The organism is Humidesulfovibrio mexicanus, from assembly GCF_900188225.1.
GTDB classification, from domain to species: Bacteria; Desulfobacterota; Desulfovibrionia; order Desulfovibrionales; family Desulfovibrionaceae; genus Humidesulfovibrio; species Humidesulfovibrio mexicanus.
On sequence record NZ_FZOC01000004.1, the window covers coordinates 392267 to 408143 of the forward strand.

The following is a 15877-nucleotide window of genomic DNA, read 5'->3' on the forward strand; positions in this document are numbered from 1 at the left end:
GTTTTTCCGGGGCCGCCCTGCCTTCCTGCGCCGCCATGCACACGCGTTTTCCGCTCGCGCCCCTTGCGGCCCGTGACCGACACGGCCCGCTCCCTTGGGAAAGCGCACGGCGGTCCAGACGCTTCTTGATACACAAACGGATCACGCACGCCTGAACAGGGCTGGCAGCGGACAAGGGACCGGGCCGCAACGGCCAGGCGGCCGCGCCTGGCCGCGGGGTCGGCTCAGCCCCGGCGGCGGACGGCGGACGGCTTGGGAATAACCGCCGTGGCGAGCCAGTCCAGCACCAGGACTGCCGGGGCCGTGGGCAGCGACAGGGATTCCTGGGCCTTGGCCAACGCCAGGTCCAGCCTGCGCAGGCCCGCCGGGCCAAGGGCGGCCAGTCGGCTGGCGCGTTCCCCCTGGGCGGTGCGCCCGGAAAGCGCCAGCACCAGTTCGCGCGAAAGCCCGCCCACAATGCGCTGGGCCAGGTCGCGGTCAGCCGCGCCCTTGCCCCCCGTGCGCTCGAACCAGCCCTGCCCCGTGTCCCAAAACCGCATGAGCGCGGCGATCCACTCGGCGGCCTCGGCGTCCGGGGCCTGGGCCTCGGGCCAGGGGAGCGTGAGCACGAAGCTGCGCGACACCAGGGTCTGCAGCAGCCGCTCCCGCTGCGGGGTGAGCAGCACGAACAGATTGCCCGGCCGGGGCTCCTCCAGGGTCTTCAGCAGCAGGTTGGCCACGGCGGGGTGCAGGTCGTGGGCCTCGGGGAAGATGGTGACGCGACTGCCCGCGCCGCCGGGCGGCTGGCCCCACACGGGCAGCAGGCGGCGCATGGCCTCCGGCCCGGAGAGGTTCTCCTTCTTGGCGTCCTCGAAAAAGGCCTTGTCCACCACGATGAGGTCGCGGAAGGCGCGCTCGCGTATCTGCACGCAGGCGGAACACCGACCGCAGGGGCGCTCCGGCTCCTGGCCGGTGCAGTTGAGCAGCCCGGCCCAGGCCAGGGCAGCGGCCTCGCGGTCGGCGGCGCAGCCGCCCTCGGCCACCAGACTTTGGGGCGGCCGGGCGGAGAGGGTGCGCAAACGGCGCAACACCACGGCGTCCACCCGCCCCGGCCTTGCGGCCGGGGCCTGGGCGCCGGGTGCGGACTGGACGGGCATGGGTCTAGCCGCGCGCGAAGGTCTGCTCCCGGTCCGGACCCACGGAGATGAGGCCGATGGGTACGCCGGAGAGCTCCTCCATGCGCTTGAGGTAGTTGCGGGCGTTTTCCGGCAGGGCGGAGAAGCTGGTGGCCGTGGTGATGTCCTCGCCCCAGCCGGGCAGGGTCTCGTACACCGGAGTGACGAAGGCCATGGCGTTCTGCTCCTGCGGGGGATAGTCCACGCGCTGGCCCCTGTATTCGTAGGCCACGCAGATTTTCAGCTCCGGCAGGCCGGAAAGCACGTCCAGCTTGGTCACGGCAAGCTCCGTGGGGCCGTTCAGGCGCGCGCTTTCGCGCAGCACCACCATGTCCAGCCAGCCGCAGCGGCGCTTGCGGCCCGTGGTCGCCCCGAACTCGCCGCCCTTATCCTGCAGATACTCGCCGGTGGCGTCAAAAAGCTCCGTGGGGAATGGACCGCCGCCCACGCGCGTGGTATAGGCCTTCACTATGGCGATGATGCGCTCGAGCATTCTGGGCGAACAGCCCGAACCCGAAGCCGCGTTGCCCGAAACCGTGGTGGACGAGGTGACGAAGGGGTACGTGCCATGGTCGATGTCCAGATGCGTGCCCTGCGCACCCTCGAAAAGCACGGATCCGCCGCCAGCCACGGCCTTTTGGATGTCTGTGGACACGTCTGCGAGGTAGGGGACCACGCGTTCGGCCACGGGCGCAAGCTCCTGGAACACGGCCTCGGGATCCATGGGCTCCGCGCCGTACAGATGCTTGAAGAGCACGTTCTTTTCCTCAAGGGCGCTGGCGATCTTGACCTTGAGCAGCTCCGGGTCGGCCAGGTCGGCCGCGCGGATGCCGCAGCGGTGCATCTTGTCCTCGTAGCAGGGGCCGATGCCCCGGCCGGTGGTGCCGATCTTGGCCCCGCCGGACAGAAGGCCCTCGCGGGCCACGTCGAGCGCGCGGTGGTAGGGCATGATGACGTGGGTCTTCTTGCTTATTTTGAGGCGCGCGGGGCTTACGTCCACGCCTTTGGCGGCCAGGGTGTCGGTCTCGCGCAGGAACACCTCGGGGTCGAGCACCACGCCGTTGCCGATGAGGCAGACCTTGCCGGGGTGCAGAATGCCAGAGGGAATGAGGTGCAGGATGCACTTCTCCCCGGCGACGACAAGGGTGTGCCCGGCGTTGTTGCCGCCCTGAAAACGAACAATGGCCGAGGCTTCCCGGGCCAGCATGTCGACGATTTTGCCCTTGCCCTCATCGCCCCACTGGGACCCGAAGACCACGATATTTGACATGGACGCTCCTTATGACTACTTGCCCGTCCACACGGACGCCGTTTTTGCGGCAGACGGCACAATTGCGTAAAAGAGGAATCCACACATGTCAACAACCCTCCCGGACAAGACGCCCCGAGCGGCGCTGACCAGCAGGCGCGAACGCCTGGTGCTGGGCCTGCTCACCGCCGCCCTGGCCGGGCTTGTGGTCCAGCACACATTGACCCTGCCCATGCCCGGAACCCTGGTGGTGGCCGCCCCACGGCAAACGCGCGTCACCGCCGACGCCTCCATGAGCTTCGAGAAGACCCTGCTGGAGCGTTTCGCCCGCGAGCAGGGCGTGGAGCTCACCCTCGTGCTCACCGACACGCCGGAACAGGCCCTGGAGATGGTCGAGGACGGGCGCGCCCAACTGGGCCTGGCCCTGGGGGTGGCCCCGCACGAGCTTTCCGCCCACGAGGCCAAGGCCGCCCGGCGCAAGCTCAAAATTGCCTACGGCCCGGAGTACGACCGGCAACCCATTTATGCCGTGGACTGGGCCGAGGGCTACGCCCCGCCGGAGGACGCCTCCGGCGCGCTGGACGAACTGTTGCGCGTGGCCCAGGCGTTCTCCTCAAGCCCCCGCCAGGCCCCGGCCCTGCCGCTGGACGCCCTGCACCTGCTTTTGCCCTTTGTCTCCGAGGTGCGCGACGCCGCGCCCACCCGGCGCGAGGCCTCCTACCGCTTCGTGTGGCGCACGGACGTGCCCCGCCTGGACGCGGCCATGCGCGCCTTCTGGAACGAAGTCGAAACCGACGGCAGCCTGGCCGCCCTGCAGGAGCGGACCATGGGCTTTTTGCCAGCGGACCCGGACCCCTTTGAGATGGAGATGCTGCGCCGCACCTTGGCCTTCTCCGTGCCGGAGCACAGGAAAATCATCGAGCGCGCGGCGCGCAAGTGGCGGCTCGACCCCTGCCTGCTGACCGCCGTCATCCACCAGGAATCGCGCTTCGACCCCGCCGCCGTGAGCGCAACCGGCGTGCGCGGCCTGATGCAGATGACCACCGCCACCCTTGAGGAACTGGGCGTGCAGGATCCGGAGAACCCCACCGAGACCATTCTGGCCGGCGCCCGCTATCTGAACGCCCTGCGCGCGCAGTTCGTGGACATGGGCTACGGGCCGAACGACGCCATGCTGCTGGCCCTGGCCTCCTTCAATGTGGGCCTGGGCCATGTGCAGGACGCCATCGACCTGATGCGCGAGGACGAGAACGACCTGCCCTCCTGGCTTGGCGTCCGCGCGGCCCTGCCGCTGCTGGCCCGCGCGGATGTGGCCAGCGCCACGCGCCACGGCGCCTGCCGCGGGGCGGAGGCCGTGGATTTCGTGGACAAGGTGCGCTACTTCACCTTCGCAATCAGAGGGCTAGTCCTGGCTTCTGCGCAGGGGAATGAGCTTCCCGGCCTTCGGCTTGCCCTGGCGGACTGAGCCCTTGCCCTCGGGTGCCGGGGCCTTTGCGGACCCGTTGCGGGAGGACTCGCGCTGCTGCCCGCGCGGGGCGGGCTGGGGCGCGGTGAGGTCGAGCATCCCCAGCCCCGGAACATCGGCCCCGGGCTGGCGCGATGCGGCCAGATTGTAGTTGAACAGCTGGTTCTTCATGCGCACGGCCTGAATGAGCCCGAACACAAGGGCAGCCTCCTCCCATCTGCGCGTGGGCTCGAACTGACGCACGCTTTCCGCGTAGCGCTCCCACAGGTCCATGAGCGAGGCCTCGTCAAAGGCCACCAGCTGGCGCGCCAGCTTGGCCAAGGCGTTTTCCAGGTACGATTCGGGCATGGGTGCAAAACCTCCAGAGCGCGCCGGAAAACGGCGCATGTGGGCACCGCTACCAGAATCCGGCCCGGCCGCCAATTCAAATTTGCCCGCCGGGTCCGGCTGTGCTAGGAGTCGGCCACGCCGCGCGCGAGAACGCCATATACGGAACACAAGGGGATCAGGCCATGAGCGACCTCAAAAAGATGTACACCACCCTGCTGCACGACAGCTTTCCCGAGGACCTGCGCATCACCCTGGGCAACCAGGAGCTGGTCTACAAAAAGCGCACCTGGAACATCGGGGGCGAGGTGCGCGGCCTGCGCTACGGCGAAAACCCCGACCAGCCCGCCGCCCTGTACGAGCAGGTGGGCGGCGAGCTGATCCTGGAAGGCGTGGCCTTCCGCGGCCCCGGACAGGGACTGGTGTCCGCCCTCACCGAGGAGCACATGCTGCAGGCGGGCAAGCACCCGGGCAAGACCAACCTCACCGATGTGGACAACGCCCTGAACATTTTGCAGTACCTTTCGGCCAAGCCCTGCGCGGTGATCCTGAAGCACAACAACCCCTGCGGCGCGGCCTGGACCGACGACGGCATCGCCGAGGCCGTGTCCCGCGCCTTCTGGGCCGACCGCATCGCCGCCTTCGGCGGGGCCATCGTGGTCAACCGCCCACTCACCAAAGAGGCCGCGGAGCTCATCAACTCCTTCTATTTCGAGGTGGTGGCCGCGCCGGAGTTCGAACCCGGCGTGGTGGACATCCTCAAGGCCAGAAAGAACCTGCGCATCCTCAAGATCCCCGGCATCGCGCGACTCGACGAACTGGCCCGCTCGCCGTTTCTCGACATCAAGGCGCTCTTCGACGGCGGTCTGGTGCTGCAGACCTCGTTTCAGAGCCGCATCCGCTCCGAGGCCGATTTCCTGCCCGCCACGGCCGAAAAGGACGGCACCATCTACACCGCGCGCAAGCCCAGCCGGAAGGAGATGGACGATCTCATCTTCGCCTGGTCCGTGGAGGCCGGGGTCACGTCCAACTCCGTCATCTTCGTACGCGATGGCGTGACCACGGGCATCGGCACCGGCGAGCAGGACCGCGTGGGCTGCGCGGAGCTGACCATCACCAAGGCCCGCACCAAGTACGCCGACCTGCTCGCCTTCAAGGAGCAGAACATGAGCATCTTCGAGCTCATGCTGGCCGCGCGTTCCGATTCGGCCAAGGCCGCGGCCCTGGCCGACATCCGTCGGCGCGCCGAGGAGGCCCGGGGCGGCCTGCCCGGCTCTGTGCTGGTGAGCGACGGCTTCTTCCCCTTCCGCGACGGCGTGGACCTGTGCATCGCCCAGGGGGTGACGGCAATCGCCCAGCCCGGCGGCTCCCTGCGCGACTTCGAGGTCATCCGCGCGGTGAACGAGGCCACGCCGCAGGTGGCCATGGTCTTCACCGGCCAGCGCTCGTTCAAGCACTAGAACCAAGGACCGCATGACCAAGTCGCTCAAGCTCTCCGGCTTCCCCAGGCCGGGCGCGGTGGTGGAGTTCCTGCAGGACAACGAGGCGCACATCGCCTGGGTCCTGGAGGAATCTCAGGGCCGCCTGCGCCTCTTGACCCGCACCAAGCGCGAGGTCAAACTGCCCGCCGCGCGTCTGCTCCCCTGGCTCGGGCCGGAGTTCCCCCCCGGCGCCACCCGCGAGGAGATCGGCCACCGGCTGGAGGACATCGAGGCCCGCAGGCGCGGCATTTGCGCCGAGGTGAACCCCATGGAGCTGTGGGACATGGCCCAGGGCGAGGTGGAGCACGCCCCGGCCGAGTGGTTCTCCCAGCTTTTGTGGACCGAGCCCGGCGTGGACGAGGTGGCCGGCATGGGCCGCGCCCTTCTGTCCGCCAAGGCGCACTTCAAATTCCAGCCGCCGGACTTCGACATCCACCCCGCCGACAAGGTGGAGGCCCGCCTTGCGCGCGAGCGCGAGGACAAGGACCGCGAGGCCGTGGCCAGCGCCGGGCACGCCATCCTTTCCGCCCTGTGGGCGCGCATCAAGAGCGGCCAGCCGCCCCTTGCGCCGCACATGGTCCTGCGCGAAGCCGAGGGCCTGGACCCGGATGTGGAAGCGCGGCTGCGCGCCATGCTCCTGGCCCAGGTGGCCCAGAAAACCGCCGGGGGGCCCGGCGGCGAATACGACGCCCTGGCCAAGCTGTGGGAGAGCCTCAAAAAGTCCCTGAACATAAAGGGCGAGACCCCGCACCTGGCCCTGCAGCTGGCCCAGGCCTGGGGCGTGCTGCCCCCGCACCACTGCCATCTGCTGGACGAGGCGGGCTACGCCTGGGGCGACGGCTGGTCCGCGGCCTTTGCCGGGGAAATCGCCGCGCAACGGGAGCGCTTCGCCGCGCGCGCCGCAGAGGCGAAGCTGGACCCCACGCCCTACGTCAGCATCGACGCCGCCACCACCCGCGACATCGACGACGCCTTTTTCGTGGCCGAAACCACCCTGCCCGATGGTTCGCCCGGCTTCCTCTGCCGCGTCACCCTGGCCCGGCCCTGCCTCGCCTGGGACTTCGGCGCGCCCCTGGACCGCGAGGTGTTCTCCCGCGCCACCAGCCTGTACCTGCCCGAGGGCTCCGGCCACATGATGCCCGAGGAACTGGGCACGGGCCTCTTCAGCCTCACGGCCGACGGCCCCAAGCCCGCCCTTGTGGCCGAATTCCTGCTGGACGAACGCGCGGAGATCGTGGACACGCGGCCGCGCCTGGCCTGGGTCAAGCTCGCCCGGAACATCGCCTACCCCGACGCCCAGGCCGCCATCGAGGCGGACAATGGCGCGGGAAGCGACCCGCAGCTCTCCCTGGCCCTGCGCATCGCCCGCGAACTGTTCGCCCGCCGCCTGGAGCGCGGGGCCGTGGTCATCGACAAGCCCGAGCCGCAGGTGGAGCTCTCCGGCGAGGCGGAAAGCGTCAGCGTGGACATCGCCCTGCGCCAGACCAGCCCGGACGCCGAGCTGCTGGTGAGCGAGTTCATGATTCTGGCCAACAGCGGCCTGGCCCTGTGGGCGCGGGAGAACGGCGTGCCGCTTTTGTGCCGCACCCAGGACATCGCCCTGCCCAGGGAGGCCACGGGCGTGTTCTCCGACCCCGTTGACATCTTCCGCGTGGTCAAGCTGCTGGCCCCGCCGCTTTTGGAGCGCCAGCCGCGCCGACACGCGGCGCTGGCCTGCGAGGCCTACGCCACCATCACCTCGCCCATCCGCCGCTACGTGGACTTCATCAACATGGCGCAGGTGCAGAGCTTCCTGGAATGCGGCGCGCCCAGGCTCGACGCCGCCGCCGTGGACGCGCTCATCCCGCACCTCTCGGCGCGCATCCAGGAGGTGGGGCAGGTGCAGCGCTTCCGCCCGCGCTACTGGAAGCTGGTGTACCTGGCCCAGCGCAAGCGCCAGCCCTTCCCGGCCGTGGTGGTGGACGACGCGGGCCCCTACCCCACGCTCTCGCTGCCGGAGCTGCAAATCACCACGCGCGTGCCGCGCAACCTGCTGGGCGACCGCGTGCAGCCGGGAATGCGCTTCGACATCGTGTTCGGCCGCATCGACCCGCTGGCCAATGAATTGAAAGTGGTGGAGGCGCTGGAGGCGGAGTAGGCGGGAAAAGCGTCCCCTCCCGCTCCCGCGCCCCCCACCCACCTTTGCAAAATTTTTTGGAGGGGGGGCCTCGCGCTCGAGACGCCATGGACTCTTCCCAAAACACGTCAAGCGTTTTTCACTCGTCTTTTTCCTGCCTGTTTTGCCCTGTCATGCCCATTCTCACCCCTTTTCAGCTGGCCTCCCAAAACCCGTGCTATGCTCTGCGGCAATTCCCGGCAGTCACCGGAACACCCGCAAACCAGAACAGGGAGAACACAACCATGAGCGACGATTGGGGCCAGCACATCGGCGACGACCAGTTGGTTCACGGCCTGCCAAAGCACATGGTGGGCGTTGCCAGCACAGACGCAAACGCATATTGGGAAATCGTTCCAGGCAAGAACGCCTGCTTCGCCTGCCAAGCCATGCGCGGCAAGCGGTTCGTCCACAGGCCCAGCCCGGTCCATCCGAACTGCAACTGCGAAGTGCGGCTGGTAAGCCAGAATGCTCGGCAGCGACAAATCCAAACCGTGGCCACAGGTACGCTTCAGGGATACGGCGACAATGAAACAGAAAAATTTACGGCCGGACAAATTATTACTGCCGAGCTTCATAGTTTGGGGCCTTTCACGGCAGGCGTTTGGCTACGGGTCGACGGAGAGGAGGAGCGCACAACCGGCCTCATGTTGCCGGGGCAGGTCATGAAGCTGGAGTTCTCCAAGTTCCGCGAAGCGCCCGTTCCATGGGTGGTATTCCTTATGTGCATCGGCGGTGACAACTCAACGATCACGTATCGCATCCATGGATGACGCGACATGAAAAACGTGCTGATTCTTCTGCTGCTGCTTGTCCCCTCGGCGGCTTTTGCGGAGCTGACATTCGACATTTCCTGCGACAACGTCGCAAATATCGTCATCATTCGCGGCGAGACGGCGATGCTGGCGCAGCGCGCACCGGATGGCAGCACGCATACTGTAACGTTTATTCTGAAACCGGAGTCCCTGCGCGCGTTCCAGACCTTTATCGAAGCATCGCGGCACGCCCAGTACCCCCGCGTTGCCGAGCCGTACCCCCAGCACCCGGCTCTTGCGATCACTGCGAACGGCAAGCCGTTGCAGTGCGACATGCTGGAGATTCGCGGGTATGGCGGAAAGAAAGTCGTTACGTTCATCTTCGATGAGCAGGACGCCTTCGACGCCGCGCGCGCGGTGTGCCCCACAGCCCCGGTGAAATTCATGGTCGCGCCGCTGCGCGAGCCAGAACCGGCCCAGCAGCCCCAGATAAAGAATTAAGGCCGGAGCCCCCCATCGGAGCCCCGGCCTTTTCATTTCTTGATGCGCTAAGCGGCTAGACCTTGGCGGCCTGCATTTCCTCGGCGGTGAAGTCCCAGGTGAGGTTGTGCGGCGGCAGGGGCTCGTTCTTGAAGAAGTCCGGCAGCTGGTCGTCCTTGTCGGTGAAGCCCGCGGCCTTGTTGAAGGCCAGCTCGTCCTTCAGGCAGTTCACGCCCATGTTCACGATGTCGTCCACGCTGGTGGCCTTGCCCGTGGCGGCGGTGACCATGTCGGCCACCACGGAGAGGGCGTCGGCGGTATCGAGCACGGCGAAGGCCACGAACAGGCACAGGCCGAGCGAGTCCACGGCCGCCGTGGCGATCTGCAGATTCTTGGACACTTCCACCTGCCCGGCCTTGCCGTGGGAGGGCACGTCGCCGCCCACCTTGAGCACGTTCTGACACACGGCGTAGCCAGCGGTGTGGTCCGCGCCCATGGGGGTGGTGCTGTAGGTGACGCCCACACCCTTGACCACGCGCGGGTCATAGGCGGGCAGGGCCTGCTTCTTGACCACGGGCACGCGGTCCACGCCGAAGGCCTGGGCGGTGAAGGCCGTGCCGTTGCCCAAGATGCGGCCCAGGGGATCGCTGGAGCCGACCTTCTTCAGAAGCTCGATGACGCCCTTGCCATCGCCCCACTGCACGACTCCCGCCTCCATGGCCATGGCCATGGTGTTGGCCAGTTCGATGGTGTCCATGCCCTTCTCGTCGCATATGCGGTCCATCATGGCGATGTCGTCCAGGTCGTCCACCAGCAGGTTTGCGCCAAAGCCCCAGATGGTCTCGTACTCGAACCCGGTGGTCAGGTAGTCGCCGTTCTTGTCGTTGTAGACCTGGGAGCACTGGATGACGCAGCCGGTGTGGCAGCCGTGCTTGTACTGGCCCTTTCTGGCCTTGATGGTCTCGGTCATGGTCTCGCCGCTGATCTTGGACGCGCCGTCGAAGCGGCCGGTGCGGAAGTTCTTGGTGGGCAGCGCGCCCGCCTCGTTGATGATGTTCACCAGAATCGCGGTGCCGTAGGTGGGCAGGCCCTGGCTGGTGACCGGGTGGCCCATGAGGATGTCCACCCAGCGCTTGCGGGCGACCTTGAAGGCCTCCGGGTCGGCCATGGCCACCGCGCCCTTGGCGTCCGGGTCCAGGATGACGGCCTTGACCTTCTTGGAGCCCATGACCGCGCCCATGCCGCCGCGCCCGGCGGAACGGCTCGGACGGCCCTCGGGATCGGAAAACTGGATGGTGGCGGCGGAGAGGCACTGCTCCCCGGCCGGGCCGATCATGGCGGTGACGACCTTTTCGCCGAACTTGGCCTTCACCAGCTCGTGCGCGGCGTAGTTGTCCATGCCCACAATGTCGGCGCAGTCTTGGAACTCCACGGAGTCCTGCTTCACCAGGATGTTGCAGAAGCCGGCGCCCGCCTCGGGCTTGTCTTCCAGGATGACGGCGAGAAGGCCGAGCCTGGGCAGCTTGTGCGCGAACTGGCCGCCAACGTTGGATTCCTTGATGCCGCCGGTGAGCGGCGACTTGGCGCCCACGGACGAGCGGCCGGAGTTGGCCGCCGTGCTGCCCGCCAGAATGCCTCCGGCGATGACCAGCTTGTTGGCGGCGGAAAGCGGATGGCAGCTGGCGGGAACCTCTGTCGCCACCACGCGGGAGGTGAGCGCCCGGCCGCCGAGCCCGGCGTACTGGCCCAGCTCCTCGAAACGATACTCCCTGGTGCGGGTGTTGATGCGCAATATCTTCGCCATGGCGTGTGCTCCTTGTGGTTTCCTGTTGCCAAAACAGGGGGGCTGGGCTAGGCACAGGTCTGGCTATCTTTATATCTTTGACAAATTTTATGTCAATGATATTTACGAGTTATGTCATAGCTGACATAGGTTCCCAGTAAAGGAAACAAGGAGTTGCGATGCCTGGACACAGGGAACTCGTCATCCGCGCGGATGAGGACGCGCTGAAAAGCTTGGCGCCGCTCGTGCGCGAGGGGGTGGAGATGCGGGTGTCCGACCAGGCGAGCCTCCGGCGCACCCTTATTGAGGATTTGGGCCTGGACGAACGCTGCGTGGACACGCGCATCCAGGCCGTGTTCCTGGACGGCTCGCCCGTGGACGATATCGACGCGGACCACGCCAGAGAAGGCTGCACCCTGGCCCTGGCCGGGGCCCTGCCAGGTGTGGCGGGCATCTGTATGCAACGGGGCAGCCGCATCGGGGTCTTCCGCGAGGGCATCACCCATGCCGCGGAACACGCCGCCAGCCAGTCCCCCAAGCCGTTGCGCATCACGGTGAAGCTTTTCAACGTCATCGCCGAGGAATGCCTGGCGCAGGTGCTGGCGCGCGGGGCGCAGCTGCGCGCAGGACGCCTGGCGGAACTGCTCGACGCGCGGCCCGACGCCCTGGTTGACGCGGCCTTTGTGTTGGATGGCGCGCCCCTTGACCGCCAGCGGCTTGTGACCACGCTGCGCGGCCAGGACAGCCCCCTGCGCCTTGTGGCGCGCGCCGTGGAGCGCCCATGAACGCGCAGCCCATGGACAGCCTCGCCGCCCTTGCCGCAATCGCCGAGGCCGCAGGCCTGGCCATCCTCGATGTGCGCCGCCAGGGCTTCCAGGTGTCCTACAAGGACGACCGCTCGCCCCTCACCCGGGCGGACCTGGCCGCGCACGAGACCATCATGCGCGGCCTGGAGCGCGCCTTCCCCGAGGTGCCCGTGCTCTCGGAGGAAGGCGCGGACCGGCCCTACTCCGAGCGCGGCGGCTGGGAGCGCCTGTTCATCGTGGATCCGCTGGACGGCACCAAGGAGTTCGTGAAGGACAACGGCGAGTTCTGCGTCTGCATCGCCCTTGCCGAAAACGGCTTTCCCGCCCTCGGCGCGGTGCATGTGCCCACGCGGGGGGCCACCTACGTGGGCGGTCTGGGCCTGGGGGCCTTCCGGCGCGATGTCGCAAACGGCCAGCCCGGCCCCTGGAGGGCCATCGCCGTGCGTCGGCCGGACGCGGGCGGGCTTGTGGTGCTGGCCAGCCGCTCACACCCTTCGCCGGAACTGGAGACGTATCTGACGGGCAAACACGTTCGCGAACGCATCACCGCCGGGAGCGCGCTGAAGTTCTGCCTGGTGGCCGAGGGCGCGGCCGACCTGTACCCGCGCTTCAACCCCACGCGCGAGTGGGACACGGCGGCGGGCCAGGCCGTGCTGGAAGGCGCCGGCGGCAGCGTGCTGCGCTTCGCCGACGGCCGCCCCGGACCCCGTCTGCCCGTGAACAAGCCCGACCTGTTCAACGGTCCCTTCCTGGCCAGCGCCCTGCCCCTTTAGACACGCCCGACAGAGACGGCCGCGGGGGGCCGGAGAAGGAAGGACCGCAGCCCCGGACCATCCCTCTTCCGGCATGGTCCGGGGCGCTGTGCTAGTTTTGATGCTGGCGCAACGGCAACCGCGAGAACCTGCCTCCCGTAAGGATCGGATCGCCCTTGTACCCCAGGGACTTGAAGCCGAGGTAATCCGTCGTGCCGATCAGGTCCGACACGTCCCGCCCGCGCTCAAGCATGGCCTTGAAGTCCGTGCCCTTGGCCACAAGCTCCTTGTAGTTCACGTTGCGGTCGTCCTTGTGGCAGCGGTTGCACGTCTTCTGCCCGGCAAGGCTTTCGTGGCAATGTCGGCAGGACAGGGCCATTTCCTTGGGCGAAACCTCATGGTTGATGGCCCAGTACATGTTCGTGCGCACCCACTTGTACTTTCCACTGTACGGCAGCTTGGCCACCTTCATTCCGTCCTCGAACGCCTTCTGCCAATTCAGGTTCTTCCAATAGGCGGTGGTGTCCTCGGGGCCGCGCGGGTACAAATGCGGCACCAGCAGATAGTTGTTCACGGCGTCCGCAGGCTGCACGCCGTCCATCACCTTGAACGGATAGATGCGCGAGGACGGATCCTTCATGGAGCCCACCGGGCGGGTGATGTACACGGGCTTCATGCGCTTTTTCTGGTCGCGGGGCAGCTGCTCGTCCGAGCCGAAGCTGTCCGGCTGGCCGGGGATGACATCCCCGATGAGCATCCGCTCCATGAAGCCATTGGACCAGGTGTACACGGGCTTCTTGGACTCCTTCCACTCGAACTCGCCCTTCATCCAATCGTAGTCCGAAGACCCGGTCTTGTCCTTCACCGGCGCGCGCTTCTTGTCGCCCGCCATGGACCAGTCCCACCACGTCTTTGTGGCCTTGCACTTGGAATACACAGGGGTATGGCAGGTGTTGCAGGCGACCGTCTCCGAGTGCTTGTTCAGATGATGGTCCAGCAGGCTGCCGCAGGAATGGGGCTTCTTCGAGTGGCAGTCCTCGCAGCTGCGCGAACCCTCGGCCACGGGCAGCGAGCTGCTGCGTCCGAGGATCTTGTGGTTCACGGTCTTGTGGCACTCCGAGCAGGAGAAGCCATAGCCGCCCATGTGGATGTCGCAGTTGCGGTCGGGCCAGCGCAGCACGCCGGACATCTCCGCGTGCTTGACCGCATCGCCGCCGCCGCCCTGGAAGTGGCAGTTGCCGCAGGTATTGCGCGAGGTCTTGCCGACGTTCTTGGCCACGTAGACCAGGTCCACCTTGGGGTCGGGCATTCCGGCTGCGGGCGGGGCCTTCACGTAGCTGTCCGTGGTGTCGTGGCACACCAGGCAGTCAATGCGCGTTTTGTCCGTGAAGTCGAAGTTCTCGTCCTTCCAGCCGTATCCGGCATGGCACGAAGTGCAGCGCGGCCAATTGGAGGGCAGCGCCATGCAGAAGTTGTTGATCGTGTCCGTGGCCTTGCCGCTCATGACCCGCTTCTGCCGCTTGATGGTGTAGGGAGAGGGCCCCTTCCACAACCAGTGTGCGGTTTTCAGCATGTCCTCCCCGGCCTTCGGGTGGCACCGCAGACATTCCTGCGTCACCTGCATGGGCGTGGGGTTGTCCGGCAGCCGCACAAGGTCCTTGTGGTCCTTGGCGTTGGGCGCGTGGCACCCCCGGCAGTCCACGGGCCCCTGGTTCATCTTCTTGTGGCAGCCCATGCATTGCTGGTGATAGGCGGCGGACAACCCAAGGCGCTCCGGATGCTTGGGATTGAAAGCCTCCTGGTGGCAGGCGCGACAGGCCACGGTCTCGGAAAGCCGGTCCCTGGAGGCGTCAGCGCCCTTTGGGCTTGCATGGTGGCACAGCGCGCAATTGCCGTCCACGCTTGCCGCGTGCTTGGAATGTGTGAACCGCACAGGGCGGTATTGGTCCGTGTAGTTGCCGGGAAGCGCATTGCCGAGCAGGGCGTAGCGGTACTTGATGTCCTTCACGCCAAGCTCAAGATCCTTGAAGCGCAATTGCCGCAGCTTGGGATCCTCCTTGGCCACGTCGACCACGAAGGGCCTGGGCTGCGCGGCCCGTTTCTCGGCCTCCGCCTGGTCCGGCGGGGTCCACCCGGCAGGCATGGGATTCTGGACCTCACGCTGTTTCGCAACAGGCCCGGCTGCCGACTGCGGCGCCTCCTTGCCCATTACGGACAGGGGGGCGTACAGCCAGACCAGCACCAACAAAAAGAGGACAGACGCCGCGAAGCCCAGGGCGTACACCGTGCGCGATCTCTTCATTGGGAAGCCTCCTCCAGCTTGCGGGCGGCCAGAACCGGGGCGATGGTGACGAACACCCGGTACAGGAACATGATGGTGGCTGCGGCGCCCAGGGTGACGAGGATTTCACCGACAGCCGGATAATAGGACTGCGTGGCCGTTTGCGGCGTGTAGGCCACCACGAAGACATTGAAGCGGTTCAGCACCACGCCGCCCACAACGAGCAAAGCCGTGACGAACAGCCCCCGGCGGCAGTTCCGCACGGCCTTGAACTGCAGCAGCGCGAACGGAAGGAGGGCTCCCAGCCCGACCTCCGCCAGGAAACTGTTCGCCGCGGCGCTGCCGTCAAAGGCCAGGCCAAGAACCCCGCGCGAGAACAAATCCCCGAACTTGACCAAAAGATACGCGCCAAGGGTGAAGCGCGTGAAGCGCGAAAGCGGACCAAGCACGTCCATCTCCCCGTCCAGCCGCAGCGAGGTCGTGGCGATCGTCGTCTCCACGATGACCATGGGGTAGCCCACCGCAAAGGCCGAAAGCAGGAACAGCAGCGGCAGATAGGGGGTGTGCCAGAGCGGGTGGACCTTGGTCGGCGCGATGACCATGAGGGTGCCGAGGCTCGACTGGTGCATACACGACAGCACCACGCCCAGGATGATGAACACCCACATCACGCGGGCGAGCTTTTTGTCCAGCCAGGCAAGGGCCGGTATCTTGCCGCCGAAGCGCTCGGCCAATATGGGCGTCATCTCGATCCAGAGCACGGTCAAATACGTCATGACGCAGATGGCCACCTCGAACAACGCCGAGTTGTAGTTGTGAAAGAACAAGGGCTTCCAGATGGCCCAGGAGCGGCCGATATCCACCAGGATGGCTATGGCCACGAACGTGTAGCCCAGCGCGGCCGTGAGCAGCGCGGGCCGGGTGACGGCCTCGTAGGCGCGACGCCCGAACACGTGCGCCAGGGCGGCCGTGGTGAAGCCCCCCGCGGCCAGCGCCACGCCGGAGCCCACATCCACGCCGATCCATATGCCCCACGGCGTGGCGTTGGAAAGATTCGTCGCATACCCCAGCCCGCCGATGAAACGGGCCAGCGCGGCAACGCCCCCGGCAAGCATGAAGCCAAGCAGCACAAGAACTCCAGGGGTCCAGAACGGGCGATCAAGAGGACGGGGATGATGACTCATGGCGG

13 protein-coding genes are annotated in these 15877 nt (G+C 66.9%); 7 read left to right on the forward strand and 6 right to left on the reverse strand.

Annotated elements, in window-relative coordinates:
* Positions 1 to 224: 224 nt before the first annotated feature.
* Entirely contained in the window at positions 225 to 1136 is a 912-nt protein-coding gene (locus CHB73_RS10935; RefSeq protein ID WP_089274603.1) for a hypothetical protein, read from the reverse strand.
* Between the two features lie 4 nt (positions 1137 to 1140).
* Positions 1141 to 2424 carry an adenylosuccinate synthase gene (locus CHB73_RS10940; protein WP_089274604.1) on the reverse strand — a complete coding sequence of 428 codons (1284 nt, stop codon included), beginning with the start codon at positions 2422 to 2424 and terminating at the stop codon, positions 1141 to 1143.
* 85 nt (positions 2425 to 2509) lie between these two features.
* On the opposite strand from CHB73_RS10940, the gene CHB73_RS10945 reads away from it, so the two are divergent.
* Positions 2510 to 3868 carry a transglycosylase SLT domain-containing protein gene (locus tag CHB73_RS10945; RefSeq protein ID WP_089274605.1) on the forward strand — a complete coding sequence of 453 codons (1359 nt, stop codon included), beginning with the start codon at positions 2510 to 2512 and terminating at the stop codon, positions 3866 to 3868.
* Here CHB73_RS10945 and CHB73_RS10950 read toward each other — a convergent pair.
* Positions 3806 to 4216, reverse strand: coding sequence for a hypothetical protein (locus CHB73_RS10950; RefSeq protein WP_089274606.1), 411 nt, complete (start codon positions 4214 to 4216; stop codon positions 3806 to 3808). The two genes, CHB73_RS10945 and CHB73_RS10950, sit on opposite strands and share 63 nt — an antisense overlap.
* Before the next feature lie 164 nt (positions 4217 to 4380).
* On the opposite strand from CHB73_RS10950, the gene CHB73_RS10955 reads away from it, so the two are divergent.
* From CHB73_RS10955 to CHB73_RS10970, 4 genes are all read left to right on the forward strand, one after another.
* Positions 4381 to 5655 (forward strand): IMP cyclohydrolase, encoded by a 1275-nt coding sequence (locus CHB73_RS10955; RefSeq protein ID WP_089274607.1) that lies wholly within the window; start codon positions 4381 to 4383, stop codon positions 5653 to 5655.
* A 13-nt stretch (positions 5656 to 5668) separates the two neighbouring features.
* Complete coding sequence (locus CHB73_RS10960; protein WP_089274608.1) at positions 5669 to 7813, forward strand: ribonuclease catalytic domain-containing protein; 2145 nt, start codon at positions 5669 to 5671, stop codon at positions 7811 to 7813.
* Between the two features lie 263 nt (positions 7814 to 8076).
* On the forward strand, positions 8077 to 8604 hold the full coding sequence (locus CHB73_RS10965) for a hypothetical protein (protein WP_089274609.1): 528 nt from the start codon (positions 8077 to 8079) through the stop codon (positions 8602 to 8604).
* A gap of 6 nt (positions 8605 to 8610) precedes the next feature.
* Positions 8611 to 9087, forward strand: a complete 477-nt coding sequence (locus tag CHB73_RS10970) for a hypothetical protein (RefSeq protein WP_089274610.1) — start codon at positions 8611 to 8613, stop codon at positions 9085 to 9087.
* 55 nt (positions 9088 to 9142) lie between these two features.
* On the opposite strand, the gene CHB73_RS10975 is transcribed toward CHB73_RS10970, so the two are convergent.
* Positions 9143 to 10870: an aldehyde ferredoxin oxidoreductase family protein gene (locus tag CHB73_RS10975; protein ID WP_089274611.1), complete on the reverse strand. Its 1728-nt coding sequence runs from the start codon at positions 10868 to 10870 to the stop codon at positions 9143 to 9145.
* Between the two features lie 158 nt (positions 10871 to 11028).
* Here CHB73_RS10975 and CHB73_RS10980 point away from each other — a divergent pair, with 158 nt between their 5' ends.
* Together CHB73_RS10980 and cysQ are read left to right on the forward strand one after the other, a co-directional pair.
* Entirely contained in the window at positions 11029 to 11634 is a 606-nt protein-coding gene (locus tag CHB73_RS10980) for a hypothetical protein (protein WP_089274612.1), read from the forward strand.
* Positions 11631 to 12428 carry a 3'(2'),5'-bisphosphate nucleotidase CysQ gene (cysQ, locus tag CHB73_RS10985; RefSeq protein WP_089274613.1) on the forward strand — a complete coding sequence of 266 codons (798 nt, stop codon included), beginning with the start codon at positions 11631 to 11633 and terminating at the stop codon, positions 12426 to 12428. Before CHB73_RS10980 ends, cysQ begins: the two co-directional genes overlap by 4 nt.
* A 91-nt stretch (positions 12429 to 12519) precedes the next feature.
* On the opposite strand, the gene CHB73_RS10990 is transcribed toward cysQ, so the two are convergent.
* Positions 12520 to 14709 (reverse strand): tetrathionate reductase family octaheme c-type cytochrome, encoded by a 2190-nt coding sequence (locus CHB73_RS10990; RefSeq protein ID WP_089274614.1) that lies wholly within the window; start codon positions 14707 to 14709, stop codon positions 12520 to 12522.
* Positions 14706 to 15872: an NrfD/PsrC family molybdoenzyme membrane anchor subunit gene (nrfD, locus tag CHB73_RS10995; protein WP_089274615.1), complete on the reverse strand. Its 1167-nt coding sequence runs from the start codon at positions 15870 to 15872 to the stop codon at positions 14706 to 14708. The genes CHB73_RS10990 and nrfD overlap by 4 nt, the downstream gene beginning before the upstream one ends.
* Positions 15873 to 15877 lie beyond the last annotated feature (5 nt).